We start from the raw sequence: 16,041 nt of genomic DNA, 5'->3' as shown, positions 1-16,041 counted from the left end.
CAGGTGCAGCCGCTGAGAGCGGGGTCTGGGGGAGGGAGGCGCGCAACAATGAGGACGAACGCAGCGCCGGATCGGATCGTCGGTACGCCGCCGACCCGCGAGGTCATCGAGCACGACCCGCGTCGGTCCACACGCTGGCACCAGCACGACTACCCCAGTCCGATCGCCCGCTGGAACTTCCACCCCGAGTACGAGATTCACCTGATCCGGCACACCTCGGGCAGCTACGTCATCGGCGACAGTGTCGGCCGCTTCGAACCCGGCCAGCTCTTCCTCGTGGGACCCGACCTGCCCCACGACTGGGTCAGCGATCTCGCTCCCGGCGAGGTGGCTGTGGGCCGCGACGTCGTGCTGCAGTTCCACGACGACTGGGTCCGGCAGTGCCAGGCCGTCCTGCCGGAGCTGAGCGACCTCGACCTGCTGTTGGCCAACTCGACTCGCGGGATCGAGTTCCTTGGTGAGACCGCCGTGGAGGGGGCTCGCCTGCTCGAGCTGATCGGGCGCACCGAGGGTGCCGCCCGCGTGAGCTGCACTTTCGACCTGCTTGGACTGCTCGCCCATGCGCCAGAGGAGGAGCGTCGGTCTGTCGCCAACGTCTGGGTCCCAGCCGCCGCCGACCCAGGGATCGCGGAGGCCGTGAGCCGCACGATCGGCTACATCTTCGACAACCTCACCGGGGACGTCAGGCTGTCCGTCGCTGCCGAGATGATCGGTATGTCGCCTTCTGCCTTCTCACGCTTCTTCAAAGTCTCGAGCGGCCACACCTTCAGCGACATGGTGCGCCGGCTCCGGCTCGCCCAGGCCTGCAAGCTGCTCGACACGACGACCAGCCCGGTGACCGACGTTGCCAGTGCGTCGGGGTATCGCAACCTGTCGAACTTCAACCGACAGTTCAAGGCCGAACTCGGCCTCACGCCGCTGCAGTACCGCAAGCAGCGGGGTTGAGCCCACGGTGGCGCGCGCCCGACGACGCCGACGCGCGCTGTTGCTCTCCTGGCCTATCGACCGGTCTGATTGATCGAAAGAAGTTACGAGCATATGGTTATTTCAATCAGAGTGGAGCTCGTCCCAGGGACGAGGCCGCCGACCGGTGGTCATGGCCTTCTGGAGGAGGCTCCCTCTGACGACCGGTACGCCGAAATCAGGAGCAGTCGATGTCCCATGTGACCCACTACGTCGAGGGCCAGGTCGCGGAGCAGAGCATCGCGAAGCCCCGGTTCGAAGCCGGCGACGCCGACATGTCGATGCGTAGCGCTCTGGAAGCGATGACCGCGGGACGGATGCGGCCAGCTTCGGCGCCCCGGGGGCGCTGATGAGCTGGCCGGCCACGACGCGTTACGGGCTCGAGACAGCGCCCGACAGCCTGGCTCTCGTCCAGGACTTTGTGAATACGATCGCTGCGGGAGTTCCTCCGGGCGCAGACCTGCTCGCCGACGTGCCGACAGCGCAGGATTGGCTCGGCGGCGCTCTCGCCGAGTGGTGCCGGATCCGCGGGATCTCGACAGATGTCGTCGTGCTCGACGAACGTGATCTTGGCAAGCTACGTAGCCTCCGAGCCGAGCTTGTCCAGCTCATTCGCGCCGGAAGCGATGACCCCGCTCCGAGCGAACACCGTCAGCTGGCAGTCTCGGTGACCAGCACGATGACTCTGGACGACACTGGCCAGGTTGATGTGCTGCCCAGGGGCAAGGGTTGGCGGTATGTGGCATGCGTGCTTCTGCTGGAAATGCGTGACGCCCAGCTCGGCGACAGCTGGCGCCGACTCAAGACCTGCCGCAACCGCCACTGTTCGGTGGCGTTCTTCGATCGGTCGCGCAACAGCAGCCGGGTCTGGCACGACGTCGCCACGTGCGGGAACCTCGCGAACCTACGATCGCATCGTGAACGGAAGCGGGCTGAGGTCGATCGGACATCGTGACTGGCCGCGGGGTGCCTGGCGTTGAGCCGAAGGGACCCTTCAGTGTCACGGGAACGAGCTGGTCGCGGGCTCGTCGAAGTCAGTGTGCCGCGCCTGTGGTGCTGAGCCCGCCGTCGACAGGGATGATCGCACCGGTCACGAAGTTTGCGGCGCGGGACGCGAGGTAGATGACCGCTCCGGCGATGTCGTCCGGCTCGCCCGTGCGTCCGACCCGGGTCATGGCGCGGATCTCGTCGCCGTGCTCGTCGAGGATCGCGTTCATCATCTTGGTGGGGAACGGCCCGGGTGCGATCGCGTTCACGAGGATCGTCGGGGCGAGCTCGGCAGCCAGGTGCACGGTGAGCTGATTGACGGCAGCCTTCGATGCGGAGTACGCGAAGCTGGGGAAGAGCGGCACCATGGTGGCGTCGATGGAGCTGATGTTGATCACGCGCGCCGGATCACCTGGAGCCGCCGCCTTGTCGAGCATCGGCCGAAGGAATCGCGTCATGTTGAACACGCCCTTGACGTTGAGATCCATCACTCGATCCCAGCCACTCTCCGGGTAGTCCTCGAGCGGCGCGCCCCAGGTGGCGCCGGCGTTGTTCACGAGGATGTCGACGGCGTCGGTGTGTTCAGCGACCTGCTCGACGAGCAACCGGCACTCGGCCTCCTGGCTGAGGTCGCGAGCGAACGCCTGGACGCGGCCGAGCTTTCCGAGCTCGCGTGCCGCCTCGTCACAGTTGTCGGCCTTTCGTGAGGAGATGAAGACCTCAGCGCCCGCCTTGAGCAGGCCCTCCGCGATCATGTATCCGATGCCGCGGGTGCCACCGGTGACGACGGCTTTCTTGCCCTCTACTGAGAAGAGCTCCTGCATGGTGCGATCCTTACTCTCTGGTGAGCTGCTCTGTTGAGCTGCTGCGTCTGCTTGCCGAACGGGGTGGTTTGAGGCGCGCTGGTCAGCCAGTAGCCGTTCACATCAGCGGCCTTCGAAGATGATCCGCTCGTGGTTCGCCTGAAACTTGCGGGCCCCGTGCTCCAGTAGGTATCCGACGGCGTTCTGCATGTCGTCGGTCTCGTACAGGCTCGTCGTCTCGTCGAGGACCAGGCGGTCGGCGGACCGGGAGTCATGGGCGAGGGCGTGCCTGACGAGGCGCTTGGTCTGCACGTGCGCCAGGGCTGGTCCCCGCGCGATCTTGTGGGCGACGTCGTACGCGGTCTTGTGGAGCTCGGCAGCGGGAACCACCCGGTTGACGATGTGCCATCGGGCGAACTGCTCCGCTGTGTAGCGATCAGCGGTGTACACGATCTCGCGGGCGATCGCCGGCCCACAACGCTCGGCCAGACGATAGGCGCCGCCGAGGAATGTGGCCGCTCCGATCAGTGCCTCGACCTGCGAGAACGTCGTGTCGTCTGCGGCGAAGATGAAGTCGCAGGCCAGCGCGACCTCGAGACCGGCTGCGAAGCAGAGTCCGTTGACCGCTGCGATGACGGGGAAGGGTGCGTCCTCGAGGTCGGCGATCATGTCCATGCCGTCGGAGAGCAGCTCTCGACCGTCCTGCTGCTTCTGCCCATGGAAGATGGAGACGTCGGCTCCTCCCGAGAAGAGGGGCCCGTCACTCTTGATCACCATCGCTCGAGCGCCACCTTCGGTTGCCAGGCGGACGGCGTCTCGCAGGCCTGCGATCTGTTCCCGGTCGAAGAGCTCGGCGGGCGGGTTGGACGTGGTTGCGATGGCGACATCGTCGCTCATCTCGAAAGTTACTTCGCTCATTGCTGCTCCTGCTCCGAGGGATCTGCGGCCATCAGCGGGTGCAATGACTCGGTCGATCGGTTACCGGCCACGCCACCGTACGAACTCCCACCCCACCGCCAATAGGACCTGTGCGCCCCGGACTGGTACCGAAACGCCTTGGTCGGACATGAGACCTGTGTTCGGGTTTCCTGCATATCGATGCCTCTCCGCCTATCGGTTGCGCGAAATAGGCAACAGGCTTATGGTCCTTTCGCAACGGCACAGAGGTGTACCGAATCACCTCTCGGAGGGCGCGCTCCAGTGGCCGGCACGCCGAACAGGAGCAGACCATGTCTCAGGTAACCCACCTCGTCGAGAACAAGATTGCGGTGCTGACGCTCGCGCACCCGCCGAAGAACCGCATCGGTGACCAGATGGTCGCCGAGCTCGCGGACGCGCTCGCCGCGATCGAGCAATCCGATGCACGGGTGGTCGTGCTGCAGTCCGAAGGCACCGACTTCGGAATGGGAGGCGACATCCGGACCTGGCCGGAGACGCCGAACCATCAGCTCCGCGCAGCGTTTACTCGCTACCTCGACGTCTTCAACCGGTTGGAGCAGATGCCGATGCCGGTGATCGCCGCGGTCCAGGGCATGTGCCTGGGCGGAGGTTTCGAGCTGGCGCTGCGGGCCGACATCATCATTGCGGGGGAGTCGGCGCACTTCGGCCACCCCGAGCAGGGCATCGCGATCACCACGATCATGGGCGGGATCTACCGCGTCGCCGAGCGTGCGGGCCGGGCCAAGGCGATCGAGTGGGCGTTGACGTCCGAGCGAGTTCCTGCCCACACGATGGCCGCCGCCGGGGTGGTCAACCGCGTCGTGGCCGACGACCTGGTGCGCAAGGACGCCATGGCGCTGGCAGAGACATTCTCGAAGGGACCGACGCGTGCGCACGCCGCCCACAAGGCGCTGCTACGTGCCTGGTCTGTCGGCGGTGTTGCCGCAGCTGACCAGGCGATGTTCGACATCTCGATGCCACTGTTCGAGACGGACGATGCCCAGATGGCCATGCGCAGTGCGGTCGAGGCGATGGCGGCTGGTCGGCCTCGCCCTGAGCTGGAGTTCCAGGGTCGCTGACGAGCTGCGACGAAGGCGGACCGTGCGTGAATCCACCCCCTGCCAAGTTGGCAGGGGGTGGCACCGGGTCAACGGCCATGGGCGTCGCAGCGAGGAGGACGGCTGTTGACCGGGCGACTCAGCTGAAGGCGGGTTTCCGCTTCGCGAGGAATGCGTCGACCCCCGCGATGCCGTCAGGGCTCGCGATGTTCCGTGCGATGGAGGCTGCCTCCTCATCCAACTGGTCCGCGTAGGCCAGGTCCCGCGACGCGGCCATAAGGCGCTTGGTGTCGGCCAGGGCGGTCGCCGCACCGTCTCGAAGGCCGGCGACGACGGCTTCGACGGTGGCAGCAAGCTGGTCACCCGGGACTGCCCGGCTGACCAGGCCCCAATCGGCCGCTTCGGCGCCCGTGATCAGGCGGTTGGTGAGCGCCAGATCCATGGCGCGCACCCAGGAGACGCGATGGGGGACGATCGAGGTCAGGCCGCAGTCGGGGGTGAGGCCCGAGGCGGTGTAGGCGAAGACCAGTTTCGCCTCTTCAGCCGCAAGGACTATGTCACCGCAGAGCGCGATGCCAAGGCCACCGCCGGCAGCAGTCCCGTTGATGACGGACACGACCGGCACCGTGAGTGCGCGCAGCGTGGCGAGTCCGGCGTGCAGGCCGTCCGCTGTGGCCTTCACCTGCGCACCGCGGTCGGGCGAGCTGCCGAACTCGGCCAGGTCTCCGCCGACGCTGAAAGTACGGCCCTGAGCGCTGACCACGACCACACGGGCATCGTGGAGTCGTACGTCTGCTTCGGCGCGCTGGGCCGCCTGGCGCAGGGCCTGGCCCATCTGACCGTCCAGGCTGTTGTGCGCTTGGCCGTGTGCTAGCTCGATCCGGACGACGCGGTCGACGAAGGCGTAGGTGATCCGGTCGTTGATGGTTTCGGGCACGCATGGCTCCTTGATGTGAGGGGCGATCGGTGAAGAGCTGGTCAGCTTGGGGTGCCGGCGGTGACCGGCGCCGCGACCGGCGCGGCAGAGCGGGACCCTCGTGGCAGGGCGTGGGCAGCGATCGAAGCCAGCACGCCGCAGGTGAGAATCAGGATCCACACCCTTTGGAAGTGCGCCACGGCGTCGGAGGGCGTCGCGCCGGCGAGGAGCGCGACCGTCAGTGCGATCCCGAACGTCGCGCCGAACTGGCGGATGGCCTGGTTGACCGCCGCGCCCGCGCCGAACTCGTCCGATGACAGCTCGCGCACGGCGGCACTCGTCAGCTGGGGAAGGACCAGGGACGCGCCGAGCCCGGTGAGCAACGAGGAGGGCAGAAGGTCGGTGAACCACGACGGATCGGTGTCGAGCGATAGCAGGAGGAGCACGCCGGACGCGGCGTACACGAGGCCGCCGGGGATCAGCAGCCTGCGCTGTCCGTACCGCGCCGCGACCCGACCCGTCAGAGGAGCCAGCACCATGACGGTGAAGGCCGCGGGCATCATCGCCAATCCCGCCTCGACGACGCTGTACTGCCACACGTGGGTCATGAATTGGATCAGCGCGAAGAACATCGCTGTGAAGCCGATCGTGAAGACAGCCGTGGTGATGTTCGCCCACCTGAACGACGGCCGCGTGAATAGGCTCAGGTCGAGCGCGGGGTGCGGCACGGATAGTGAGCGCCGGACGAACCAGAGGAGGACGACGAGACCGCACGCGACGACGGCGGCGGTGGGGAGACTGAGCGCGCCCCAATGCTCACTCTGCACGATGCCGAGGGAGAGCAGGGTGAGCGAGCCGGCGAGCAGAAGAATCCCCAGCACATCTGGGAAGCGCTCGCGGACAGCCTCACGAGACTCGGGCAGCAGGCTGGTCGACAGGGCCAGGGCGACGATGCCCACAGGCACGTTGGCAAGGAACACAGATCGCCAGCCGAATGCCTCGACGAGGAGTGCTCCGGCTGTCGGGCCCACTCCTGCCGCGAAGGCGCCGGCCGCACCCCACGTGGCGACTGCGACGGGGACCCTCGCTGGTGGGAAGACGGAGAGGACCAGGGCAAGGGATGAGGGCATCAACGCCGCTGCGCCGAATGCCTGAACCACGCGGAAGGCGACAAGCAGGCCCGGTGCGGGGGCTAGCCCGCAGACCAACGACGCAACGGTGAAGACGACCAGCCCGGTGACGAAGGTGCGTCGGCGGCCGAAGCGATCGGTCATCCGGCCGGCAGCGACAAGCGTCGCCGCGAGCGCGATCGTGTAGGCCGACAGCGTCCACGACATCGTCGCGATGGACACTGCCGGGAAGCTCGCCCGGATGTCGTCGAAGGCGACGAAGAGCACCTGTGTGTCAAGCATCACCATGAAGCCGGCTGCGCTCGCGATCGCGAGAACGGTCCACGGGTTGACCTCGCGGGTGGTGGAAGGCGTCATGGCGGGCCTCACGTAGTCGGGCGAAGAGGGAAGTGTGGGCAGACATGAGGCCCGGGCGGCGGTGGATCCGCCCGGGCCTCACACGGCTCAGCTGAGGCGCTCGATGACCATCGCCATGCCCTGGCCACCGCCGACGCACATCGTCTCGAGGCCGATCGTCTTGTCGGTCGACCGCAGGTTGTTGATCAGGGTGCCGGTGATGCGGGCACCGCTCATGCCGAACGGGTGGCCCAACGCGATCGCGCCGCCGTTGATGTTCAGCTTGTCCTCGTCGAGCTTCAACGCGTCGGCAGACCCGAGCACCTGCACCGCGAAGGCTTCGTTGATCTCCGCGAGGTCGATGTCGCCGATGCTCATGCCGGCGTGGGTCAGGGCCTGCTTGGTCGCCTCGATCGGGCCCAGGCCCATGATCTCCGGCGACAGGCCGGTGACGCCGGTGGAGAGGATTCGTGCGAGCGGGGTGAGGCCGAGTTCGCGGGCACGGACGTCGGACATCACGACGAGAGCGGCCGCGCCGTCGTTGAGCGGGCAGGCGTTGCCAGCGGTGACGGAGCCGTCCTCGCGGAATACCGGCTTGAGTCCGGCGAGCGCCTCGGGGGTCGTGCCGAAGCGCGGGCAGTCGTCGTCGGAGACGAAGGTGCCGTCGGCCAGGGTGATGCCGGTCATCTCGGCGGCAAAGTGGCCACGCTTGGTGGCCGCCTCGGCGCGCTGCTGGGATCGCAGCGCCCACTCGTCCTGCCTCTCGCGCGAGATGCCGGTGAACGAAGCGACGTTCTCGGCGGTCTCGCCCATGTCGAGGTACACGTCGGGAACCAGGCCATCCTCACGCGGATCGTGCCACGGCGAGTTGTTCGCCTTGCGGGCCGCAGTGCGCTCCATGGCGGTGGCGAAGATCGGGTTCTCGGTGCCCGGGAAGTGGTCGGAGCTGCCGCGGGCGAAACTCGAGACGGACTCGACGCCGGCGGACAGGTAGGCGGTTCCCTCGCCGGCCTTGATCGCATGGAAGGCCATGCGCGTGGTCTGCAGCGAGGAGGAGCAGTAGCGGGTGATCGTCGTGCCTGGGACGGTGTCCAGTCCGAGCTGAACGGCGACCCGGCGGGCCATGTTCCATCCCTGCTCGCCGCCAGGCAGACCGCAGCCGACCATGAGGTCGCCGATCTCCTGGGGCGACAGCTCGGGAAGGTCTGCCAGGAGCGACCCGATGACCTGGGTGAGGAGGTCGTCGGCGCGGATGTCTTTCAGGCTGCCCTTGAAGGCGCGGCCGATAGGGGAGCGGGTGTGGGCGACGATGACTGCTTCGGGCATGGGAATCACTCTCTGTGGTGGTCGGTGAAGCGGGGGTGGACGGGGCAGATGGATGAGGTCCTGGGGCGCGGAATGCGCGCCGCGCCCCAGGACCTCGCTCGTGGGGCCTCGGTCAGGAGGCGGAGACGGGCTCGAGCGGAAGCATCGTGGCCTCGTCGTAGGGGATCGGACGGTTCTCCTTGGCCCAGAGCTTCTCCATGTCGGAGTCTTCAGGGGGAGCCGTCAGGCCCTGAACTCGCCACAGGTCGATGGGAGTCTCATCGAAGTGGATCTCCCAACCGAAGCCGCGGTCCTTGACGTATGGAGCGAGTGTCGCTTCAAAGGTGGCCATGGCGAGCTTGCGGAACTCCGGGTCGTCCATCTGGCGGGCGATGTGGTCCACGACGATGCGGACGAAGTTGTTCTGCGGCTCGCCTCCGACGTACATCGTGTTCTCCGGCATCTCCTGGAAGCGGATGACGACATAGAACTCCGGAAGGTTGACGTAGTCGGCGTACACCTTGGTGAGGTCCTTGGTCAGCTGCTGCTTGTCCTCGGGCGTGAAGGCGTTCTCCGGCGTAAAGATTTCCCAGTACGGCATTGCAGTTCCTCCTAGTGAGTGTTTCCAGCCCGCCACGCGGTCTGATCTGGTCGACCTCTCGGGTCGGGGTGCATGGTCACGCGTTCGTCGACGCCGCGATCCGGTAGGCCTCGATGGCTTCGTAGCTGGTGACAGCACCTGGGGAGACGACCTGCTCCGGCGGGGCGCCGGCCAGGATCTTCTTGATGGGTGTCTCGAGCTTCTTGCCGGTGAGTGTCCGCGGTACTGCCGGGACGGCAGCCACGAGGTCGGGGACGTGCCGGGGCGACAGCTCCTTACGAATGACGCCCTTGAGCGCCTTCACGGTGTCCTCGTTCATCGTGTGGCCTTCTGCGAGCTGGACGAACAGCATCAGCTCACCGGGGCCTCCCGCGGAGTCCTCGAGATGGACGACGAGGCTGTCCTGGATCTCCGGAAGTGCCTCGACGAGGTTGTAGAACTCGGCCGTGCCGATCCGGACGCCACCGCGGTTGAGCGTGGCGTCTGAACGGCCTTGGATGACGACGCTCTGGCGGTCTGACACGGTGACCCAGTCGCCGTGCCTCCAGACTCCCGGGTAGATGTCGAAGTACGCCGCGAGGTAGCGCTCCATGTTGACGTCGTTCCAGAACGCCACCGGCATCGAGGGCATCGGGGATCGGACGACGAGCTCTCCGACCCGGTTGACGACTGCTTCGCCCCCGTCGTCGAAAGCCGCCACATCGGCTCCGAGCGCAGGGGCCGATAGCTCGCCCCGGTAGATCGGGACCCAGGGGTTGCCCGATACGAAGTTGGAGCAGATGTCGGTGCCGCCGCTCATGGAGTTCAGGTAGACCTCGGCCGGTAGGACCTCGTAGATCCAGTCGTAGGCCTCCGGGGGGAGCACCGCACCTGTCACCCCGAGGGTGCGGAGGGCGCTCAGGTCGAAGTGGTCGGCAGGTCGCACCGACTCAGTGCGACAGGCCATCAGGTATCCGGGGCTGGTGCCGAAGTTGGTGGCACCGGTCTCAGCCGCGATTCGCCAAGGCTCCTCGAGGTCTGGATAGAAGGGGTTTCCGTCCGTGACCACGATGCTCGCCCCTACCATGAGGGCGCTGACCATGCAGTTCCACACGGTCCACCCGGTGGTGCTCATCAGCATCACCCGGTCGCCGGCGCGGGTGTCGAGGTGCAGGGCATGCATCTTGCGGTGCTCGAGGACGATGCCTCCGTGACTGTGGACGACGGCCTTGGGCAGACCGGTCGTCCCCGAGGAGAACAACGTCCACAGGGGGTGGTCGAAAGAGACCGGCTCGAACGCGAGCGGCTCGTCCGTGCCATGCGTCTCGAGCAAGGACGCCCAGTCATGGGCGTCGCTGACCTCATGCGGCCCGTAGGACATGCCGACGACGTTCTCCACCGTCGGGAGTGAGCCCCGGATCGTCTGCAGCTCAGCGGTCCGGTCGACCTCCTTCGCCCCGTAGTTGTAGCCGGAGACGGCAAGGAGGAGCTTCGGTTCGAGCTGGGCCAGCCGGTCGACGACGCTCTTGGCGCCGAACTCCGGCGGGCAGCAGGCCCACGTCGCGCCGAGCGAGACGGTGGCGAGCATCGCGACGACGGTCTCCGGGATGTTCGGGAGGTAGCCGACGACGCGATCACCCTTGCGGACACCGAGTGCGCGAAACGCTGCGCGAGCTCGGCGGACCTGCTCGGCGAGCTCGCCGAAGGTCAGCTCGAGCGTCCCCCGCGCCTGTGATCTGCCCACGATGGCCACGCGGTCGGGATCATCAATTGACCCCAGAATCGTCTCGGCGTAGTTCACGCGAGCCGTCGGGAACCAGCTGGCGCCTGGCATGGTTCGGTCGCCGAGGGCGCAGTTGCCGGGCGATCCGGGGACCTCGAAGTATTCCCACATCGAGGTCCAGAAGCCGTCCAGGTCCTCTACTGACCAGCTCCACAGATCGTGATAGGAGTCGAAGAGCTGGCCGCGGTCGGCGAGCCAGGCGGCGTACTTGCCGATCCCGGTCTCAGCAAGCGCTGCTCCCTCGAAAGCGGGCCTCATGACCGCGCCGAGATCCGCGGCGAGGCCGGTGGGATCGGGGCGGTCGGTAGCGGTACTCATCATCGAGCTCGATCAGGCGCCGAGGTGCTTGACGAAGTGGTCACGGCCCGCCGACGCGCACTCCTCGAAACCGGGTCCGCCGTACGCATCGAAGTGACCACCCGAGAGCACCTTGAGCTCCTTGGGCTCGCGGGCGTCCTCGAAGGCATCCAGTGCGAACTGGAACGGGGCGACGGTGTCGTTGTCGGCAACGAGCATCAGCAGCGGGGTCGGGGAGATCCGGCTGATATAGCTGCCCGGCTCGTACTCCGAGGCCCACTCCAGGCTCCGTGCGGTGACCTCGTTCTTCCAGTTGGGCGCACGGTCGGCGGAGCCCTTGCTGAACCACTCGTAGGCGTCGGGTGCCGGCATCATCGCCTGGCCGGCGGGATCCTCGGTGATCGCTGGGAGCTTTGCCGGCTCGCCTCCGTTGAAGCGGTTCAGCCGGTCGCCGTTGAACTGGTCGCGGACGTGGGACACGAAGTCGGGCCGCACCTGAGCAGCGAAAGACCGGGATCCCGAGATGAACGGCACCTGCGACACGACCGCTTTGACGCGCTTGTCGATAGCAGCGACCAGGAGGGCATGCCCACCGGCGAAGCTCGTCCCCCACAGGCCGATCCGCGAGGCGTCGACCTCGGGGCGGGTGGTCGCGTAGGTGATGGCGTTGCGGATGTCGCGGTGCTGCAGGATCGGGTCGGTCTCCTGGCGGGGGAGGCCGTCGCTCTCGCCGTAGTTGCGGTGGTCGTAGACGACCACGTTGAGGCCGGCCGCCGAGAAGTACTCCGCGTAGTCGTCGAGGTAGAGCTCCTTGACAGCCGTCATCCCGTGCGTCATCACCACGGCCGGGGCCGGGCCCGTGGCGTTCTCGGCAGGGTAGAACCAGCCGCGGAGGGTGACGCCGCCCTCACCGGTGAACTCAATGTTTTCGCGAGTCATTTCAGTGCCGCCTTCTGTCGTGATGTCTGACACAACGACCGTATGAAACTGTGACGTCCGCCTCATATGACGATCGCGCCCGCCGGTGGAACCGGAGCGCCACGCCGATGGCAGCGCACGCCGACGGGTGCTCAGACGATGCCGTGGGCGGCGCGGTAGTCACCCGGAGACATCGCGAACTCGCGGCGGAACTCGCGCCCGAGGTGGCTGGCGTCGCAGAATCCCCAGCGGTGTGCGATGGCCGCCACGGAGGCAGACGTGTGCACCAGGTCGTTCCTGGCAGCAGCGAGACGGTGGGCTCGCACGACCGATCCCATGGTGTCGCCGGTCGCCGCGAACGCGCGGTGGACCGTGCGGGGGGCGACGTTGTAGGCGGAGGCCAGATCCCCCACCCGGATCACGCCGTCGGTGAGGTGCTCGGAGATCCAGTGCTCCATCTGCTTGCGTAGGACGGGGAGGAAGTCGGACTCGTTGGCGTCGGGAGCGTGCCCCGAGCGAATCATGCCTGCGATCAGCGTCAGCAGGGCGGCGCGAGCGCCTTCGACCTCGGTCGGCGTCAGTCGGTCGAGCTGGGCGACGACGCCGCTCATGAAGTCCCGGGTGAGTTGCGCCAGCCGGTTCTCTCGGGTGTCCAGCAGCAAGAAGTCGGGGATGCCCACGCCGGTGTCGTAGGGAGCGATAGCGGTGAGGGGCACCCGGAGGGTGCGCTTGGTGGCCGCCTCCGGGATCACGAAGCTGCCCGTCGCGCGAGTGCTCATCAGCAGCAGCCCGCCGGGCCGCAGGACCGCGGTCTCCTCTGGCGTCTGGATGATCTGGCGACCGGTCGTCACGGTGAACAGGACGAGGGAGTAGGCGTCGTTCCTCGCCTCGGAGCCGCGGCGCACGCCCTCGACCTCCGGGCACTGCCAGTCCGTGATCAGCAGGTCACCCAGGTCCCGTGCTTCCAGTGACCCGACTCCTGGGCTCGCTCCGGTCGATCGGAGGTTCATGGGCGCAAGGCGGTTGTGGACGGCGTCGCGCCAGCGCGCGTCGAGCTCGTCATACGAGGATCCCTGCTTCGGCGCGATGGAGAGTGCGGATCGGAGTTGGGTCATGGTCACGGTGATGCTCCTGCGGTCGGACTTGACTTCATCGTTCTCTTGAAGTGTGCTTCGATGTGACGTGCGTTACTTGCCCTCAGACGACAAGGATTTGGCCTTGCGTGACAGTGACCTGCCGATCCGGGCGGGCATCCTGCGTGGCCTTCCGGCGCTGGTCACCGAGCTCGGAGGCCAGGGCGAGGAGCTGCTCGCGGCTTTTGGCTTCGATGCCAGGGTGGTCACTCAGCACGACGCCTTCGTCAGCCTGCGCAGGGTGGAACGGCTCCTCGAGGACGCGGCGAGCCGACTCGGCGTACCTGACCTCGGCCTGCGCATGGCCGCCCAGCAAGACCTACACATCCTGGGCCCGTTAGCCATCGCGATGGAGAACGCGCAGACGGTCGGTGAGGCGCTCCGGTCGGCGGAGCGGTTCCTGTTCGTCCTCAGCCCGGCCCTCTCACATGAGGTCATCGCGGACCCGCTGGACAACCCTGCCCTCCTCGCGCTCCGCTACTCGAGTAAGACGGGCACGGCTTCGCCCCAGTCGATCGACTACGGCCTCGGCCTGGTCCACCGGGTGGTCACGCTGGTCAGCGGCGGGAACTACGGCCTGCGCTCCGTCCACCTACCGCACGGGCGGATCGCCCCGGAGGCGGTCTATCGGGAGCACTTCGGAGCCGACGTCGTGTTCGACAGTGCCGAAGCGCTCCTGCGGCTCCCGCGACAGTTCCTCACTGTCCCGGTCAGCGGCGGCAACGAACTGCTGCGGGACATCGCGATCGACTTCCTGGAGACGCACTTCGGGCACGACGAGGTGCCGGTGACCGACCTCGTCCTCGCGATCCTCGAGGGTCAGCCAGGACCGGACCGGCCCGACCTGGCCAAGGTGGCGCGCCTGCTGAGTATGCATCCGCGCTCCCTCCAGCGCCTGCTCGTCGCCGAAGGTGCGGGTTTCAAGGAGCTGGTCGACCGGGTGCGACGCGACCAGGCCCGCACGTTGATCACGACGACAAACTTGTCGTTTTCGCAGATCGCCGCCCAAGTCGGCCTACGAGAGCAGTCGAGTCTGACTCGCGCGGTACGACGGTGGTTCGGGACGTCGCCTTCAGCGCTCCGGAACGATGCGGCGCGGGAGTCCCAGGTGCGGGCGCAGCCGTTCTAGTGGGATCGGTCACAGCGTTCATAGCCTGCAAGGACAGCCCAACGATGAAAGGCGTTTGCTCATGTCTCTGCCGGAATCCACGGAGCAGTTCACGTTGGAGGATGCCGACGGCGTCCTGATCGTGACCTTCTCGTCCGAACCCCTGAACTACCTCAACGTCAACAGCCTCGACCAGCTCGGCAAGCTCGTCCCGGTGATGGCTGACCCGAAGTACCGCGCGGTCGTCTTCCAGTCGCGGCCCGAGGAGGTCGGCAACTTCACCCACTTCTCCGTCGAGGAGATCTACGAGCTGATCGTCAAGTCGCCCGAGACCTCTCGGTACGCCGCTGAGGTGGTGCGTCAGTTCAAGGCCCTCCTCGACCAGATCGCCGCCCTGCCCAAGGTGACGATCGCCGCTCTCAACGGCGACACCATGGGCGGCGGCCAGGAGCTGGCGTTGGCCTGCGACATCCGTATCGGCGAGCGCGGCGACTACCGCTACGGCCAACCGGAGGTCCGGCTGGGCATCATTCCCGGCGCAGGCGGCAGCCAGCGTCTCGCCCGCCTCATCGGCCTGGGCAAGGCGCTCAACATGATCCTCCGGGGTCGCGTGGTGGCGCCCGAGGAGGCCCTCGACATGGGCATCGTCACCGAGCTGGTCGATGACGCACCGGCGCGAGCGCTCGAGATCGCCCGCGAGATCGCGCAGCTCCCGCCCATCGGCATCGCCAAGGCGAAGGCCTCGATCTACAAGGGCTTCGACACCAACATCCAGGCCGGCTTCGAGATGGAGAGCCTCTTCTGGATGGAGGCCATGCAGTCCGACGACGCGAAGGCCGCGATGATCCACTTCCTCGACCTGCCCTACGAGAAGCGCCGCGACTACATCGAGAACGGCCCGTTCCCGGCCAGCACCGGCGTCTGACCGACTCCCTGCCGCAAACGCCGCGGACCCGCTGCGCACCAGACTGCGGGTTCGCGGCGTTGTCGATGGCGTGCGTCGACGAGGCATCGAACGACAGCCTCGACGACGGCGGGACCAAGGTCGCGCGCCCTGCGGGCGATCCAGGGAACGATGTCGTGAACGAGGGTACGGACTGCGTCGCGCCGGGTAGGGGGAGCGCTGGTACAGACCAGCGACGGCAGTCGAATGGCCACGCCCTCACCGCGGAGCAGTATGCCGGCCTGCCGGGCCAGCCATCGGTGGCCGAGTTCGGAGGGGTGCAGACGGTCGAGGGCCCAGAACGATCGGTCGTAGATGATCGGGTCGGCCGCCAGGTCAAGCCGTAGGGCGCCGTACCTCCCCTGGATCTCGTCGTAGATCTCGTTGAGGACCTGAATCCGCCGGCGCATCGGCCGAGCGAGCACCCCTGGAAGGCCCAGCGCCCGGGTGTGGTCATGGAACCGAACGCAGAGGAGAAGCGTGCCCTGGCGGGCCAGCTCATCGGCGCAGTGGAGCAGGTCAGCCCGGACTTGGTCGGGATCCCAGGTCGAGCGCATCGCGTCGTTGAGCCCGACGACGAGCGACGTCACGTCCGAATGGTGAGCGAGGGCGTCGGGCAGTTGGTCGTGCCGCACGTCGGCGACGGTTGCACCGGGGACGGCGAGCTTGCGGAAGGAGACGCGACCCTCGGAGTCGAGGGCGTCGGCGAGGATCTGGGCCCAGCCGCGCCACCCGTCTGGCGTGGGATCGCCGACGCCGCAGGAGGCCGAGTCACCGAGCGCGGTGAACCGGGTGTGGTCGTGTGTTGTCGTGGTGACCATGACGGGCGTCCCTCCTGGGCT

16 protein-coding genes are annotated in these 16,041 nt (G+C 67.2%); 6 read left to right on the top strand and 10 right to left on the bottom strand.

All coding sequences use genetic code 11. The features are described 5' to 3' along the window. The first annotated feature begins 48 nt into the window (after positions 1–48). The 3 genes from AB0F44_RS16945 to AB0F44_RS16935 all read left to right on the top strand — a co-directional run bounded on the left by AB0F44_RS16945 (position 49) and on the right by AB0F44_RS16935 (position 1,918). On the top strand, positions 49–945 hold the full coding sequence (locus AB0F44_RS16945; RefSeq protein ID WP_357357303.1) for an AraC family transcriptional regulator: 897 nt from the start codon (positions 49–51) through the stop codon (positions 943–945). Between the two features lie 209 nt (positions 946–1,154). Continuing rightward, entirely contained in the window at positions 1,155–1,313 is a 159-nt protein-coding gene (locus AB0F44_RS16940) for a hypothetical protein (protein ID WP_357357301.1), read from the top strand. Beyond that, positions 1,313–1,918 carry a CGNR zinc finger domain-containing protein gene (locus AB0F44_RS16935; protein WP_357357300.1) on the top strand — a complete coding sequence of 202 codons (606 nt, stop codon included), beginning with the start codon at positions 1,313–1,315 and terminating at the stop codon, positions 1,916–1,918. Before AB0F44_RS16940 ends, AB0F44_RS16935 begins: the two co-directional genes overlap by 1 nt. A 79-nt stretch (positions 1,919–1,997) precedes the next feature. On the opposite strand, the gene AB0F44_RS16930 is transcribed toward AB0F44_RS16935, so the two are convergent. Further along, positions 1,998–2,774 carry an SDR family oxidoreductase gene (locus tag AB0F44_RS16930; protein ID WP_357357298.1) on the bottom strand — a complete coding sequence of 259 codons (777 nt, stop codon included), beginning with the start codon at positions 2,772–2,774 and terminating at the stop codon, positions 1,998–2,000. A gap of 102 nt (positions 2,775–2,876) precedes the next feature. Continuing rightward, the gene (locus AB0F44_RS16925) at positions 2,877–3,671 is read right to left on the bottom strand and encodes an enoyl-CoA hydratase/isomerase family protein (RefSeq protein WP_357357296.1); all 795 of its coding nucleotides are present in this window, start codon (positions 3,669–3,671) and stop codon (positions 2,877–2,879) included. Between the two features lie 311 nt (positions 3,672–3,982). Between AB0F44_RS16925 and AB0F44_RS16920 the strand changes: the two genes are divergently transcribed. Continuing rightward, positions 3,983–4,771: an enoyl-CoA hydratase/isomerase family protein gene (locus AB0F44_RS16920; RefSeq protein ID WP_357357294.1), complete on the top strand. Its 789-nt coding sequence runs from the start codon at positions 3,983–3,985 to the stop codon at positions 4,769–4,771. A 118-nt stretch (positions 4,772–4,889) separates the two neighbouring features. On the opposite strand, the gene AB0F44_RS16915 is transcribed toward AB0F44_RS16920, so the two are convergent. From AB0F44_RS16915 to AB0F44_RS16885, 7 genes are all read right to left on the bottom strand, one after another. Further along, positions 4,890–5,687 (bottom strand): enoyl-CoA hydratase/isomerase family protein, encoded by a 798-nt coding sequence (locus AB0F44_RS16915; RefSeq protein WP_357357292.1) that lies wholly within the window; start codon positions 5,685–5,687, stop codon positions 4,890–4,892. A 41-nt stretch (positions 5,688–5,728) separates the two neighbouring features. Next, the gene (locus AB0F44_RS16910) at positions 5,729–7,153 is read right to left on the bottom strand and encodes an MFS transporter (protein ID WP_357357290.1); all 1,425 of its coding nucleotides are present in this window, start codon (positions 7,151–7,153) and stop codon (positions 5,729–5,731) included. An 87-nt stretch (positions 7,154–7,240) separates the two neighbouring features. Next, positions 7,241–8,458 (bottom strand): acetyl-CoA C-acetyltransferase, encoded by a 1,218-nt coding sequence (locus AB0F44_RS16905; protein ID WP_357357288.1) that lies wholly within the window; start codon positions 8,456–8,458, stop codon positions 7,241–7,243. A 112-nt stretch (positions 8,459–8,570) separates the two neighbouring features. Then, complete coding sequence (locus AB0F44_RS16900) at positions 8,571–9,038, bottom strand: tautomerase family protein (protein ID WP_357357286.1); 468 nt, start codon at positions 9,036–9,038, stop codon at positions 8,571–8,573. Between the two features lie 76 nt (positions 9,039–9,114). Further along, positions 9,115–11,118, bottom strand: coding sequence for an acetoacetate--CoA ligase (locus tag AB0F44_RS16895; RefSeq protein ID WP_357357284.1), 2,004 nt, complete (start codon positions 11,116–11,118; stop codon positions 9,115–9,117). 12 nt (positions 11,119–11,130) lie between these two features. Further along, positions 11,131–12,036 (bottom strand): alpha/beta hydrolase, encoded by a 906-nt coding sequence (locus AB0F44_RS16890; RefSeq protein WP_357357283.1) that lies wholly within the window; start codon positions 12,034–12,036, stop codon positions 11,131–11,133. A gap of 131 nt (positions 12,037–12,167) precedes the next feature. Next, positions 12,168–13,130, bottom strand: a complete 963-nt coding sequence (locus AB0F44_RS16885) for an AraC family transcriptional regulator (protein ID WP_357357417.1) — start codon at positions 13,128–13,130, stop codon at positions 12,168–12,170. 103 nt (positions 13,131–13,233) lie between these two features. Between AB0F44_RS16885 and AB0F44_RS16880 the strand changes: the two genes are divergently transcribed. Further along, the gene (locus AB0F44_RS16880; protein WP_357357281.1) at positions 13,234–14,277 is read left to right on the top strand and encodes an AraC family transcriptional regulator; all 1,044 of its coding nucleotides are present in this window, start codon (positions 13,234–13,236) and stop codon (positions 14,275–14,277) included. A 61-nt stretch (positions 14,278–14,338) separates the two neighbouring features. Beyond that, entirely contained in the window at positions 14,339–15,181 is an 843-nt protein-coding gene (locus AB0F44_RS16875) for an enoyl-CoA hydratase/isomerase family protein (RefSeq protein WP_357357279.1), read from the top strand. Here AB0F44_RS16875 and AB0F44_RS16870 read toward each other — a convergent pair. After that, positions 15,139–16,020: an SGNH/GDSL hydrolase family protein gene (locus AB0F44_RS16870; protein ID WP_357357277.1), complete on the bottom strand. Its 882-nt coding sequence runs from the start codon at positions 16,018–16,020 to the stop codon at positions 15,139–15,141. The two genes, AB0F44_RS16875 and AB0F44_RS16870, sit on opposite strands and share 43 nt — an antisense overlap. Between the last annotated feature and the right edge of the window lie 21 nt (positions 16,021–16,041).

This window comes from Nocardioides sp. NPDC023903, from assembly GCF_040639295.1.
Lineage (GTDB): Bacteria > Actinomycetota > Actinomycetes > Propionibacteriales > Nocardioidaceae > Nocardioides.
Note: the sequence above shows the minus strand (reverse complement) of the source record. Positions and strands in the feature narration are given on the sequence as shown.

Excerpts from the sequence above, each read along its gene's own strand:
- AB0F44_RS16945 (WP_357357303.1), top strand. The coding sequence starts at position 49 with ATGAGGACGAACGCAGCGCCGGATCGGATCGTCGGTACGCCGCCGACC.
- AB0F44_RS16940 (WP_357357301.1), top strand. The coding sequence starts at position 1,155 with ATGTCCCATGTGACCCACTACGTCGAGGGCCAGGTCGCGGAGCAGAGC.
- AB0F44_RS16935 (WP_357357300.1), top strand. The coding sequence starts at position 1,313 with ATGAGCTGGCCGGCCACGACGCGTTACGGGCTCGAGACAGCGCCCGAC.
- AB0F44_RS16930 (WP_357357298.1), bottom strand. The coding sequence starts at position 2,774 with ATGCAGGAGCTCTTCTCAGTAGAGGGCAAGAAAGCCGTCGTCACCGGT.
- AB0F44_RS16925 (WP_357357296.1), bottom strand. The coding sequence starts at position 3,671 with ATGAGCGAAGTAACTTTCGAGATGAGCGACGATGTCGCCATCGCAACC.
- AB0F44_RS16920 (WP_357357294.1), top strand. The coding sequence starts at position 3,983 with ATGTCTCAGGTAACCCACCTCGTCGAGAACAAGATTGCGGTGCTGACG.
- AB0F44_RS16910 (WP_357357290.1), bottom strand. The coding sequence starts at position 7,153 with ATGACGCCTTCCACCACCCGCGAGGTCAACCCGTGGACCGTTCTCGCG.
- AB0F44_RS16905 (WP_357357288.1), bottom strand. The coding sequence starts at position 8,458 with ATGCCCGAAGCAGTCATCGTCGCCCACACCCGCTCCCCTATCGGCCGC.
- AB0F44_RS16900 (WP_357357286.1), bottom strand. The coding sequence starts at position 9,038 with ATGCCGTACTGGGAAATCTTTACGCCGGAGAACGCCTTCACGCCCGAG.
- AB0F44_RS16895 (WP_357357284.1), bottom strand. The coding sequence starts at position 11,118 with ATGAGTACCGCTACCGACCGCCCCGATCCCACCGGCCTCGCCGCGGAT.
- AB0F44_RS16890 (WP_357357283.1), bottom strand. The coding sequence starts at position 12,036 with ATGACTCGCGAAAACATTGAGTTCACCGGTGAGGGCGGCGTCACCCTC.
- AB0F44_RS16885 (WP_357357417.1), bottom strand. The coding sequence starts at position 13,130 with ATGACCCAACTCCGATCCGCACTCTCCATCGCGCCGAAGCAGGGATCC.
- AB0F44_RS16875 (WP_357357279.1), top strand. The coding sequence starts at position 14,339 with ATGTCTCTGCCGGAATCCACGGAGCAGTTCACGTTGGAGGATGCCGAC.
- AB0F44_RS16870 (WP_357357277.1), bottom strand. The coding sequence starts at position 16,020 with ATGGTCACCACGACAACACACGACCACACCCGGTTCACCGCGCTCGGT.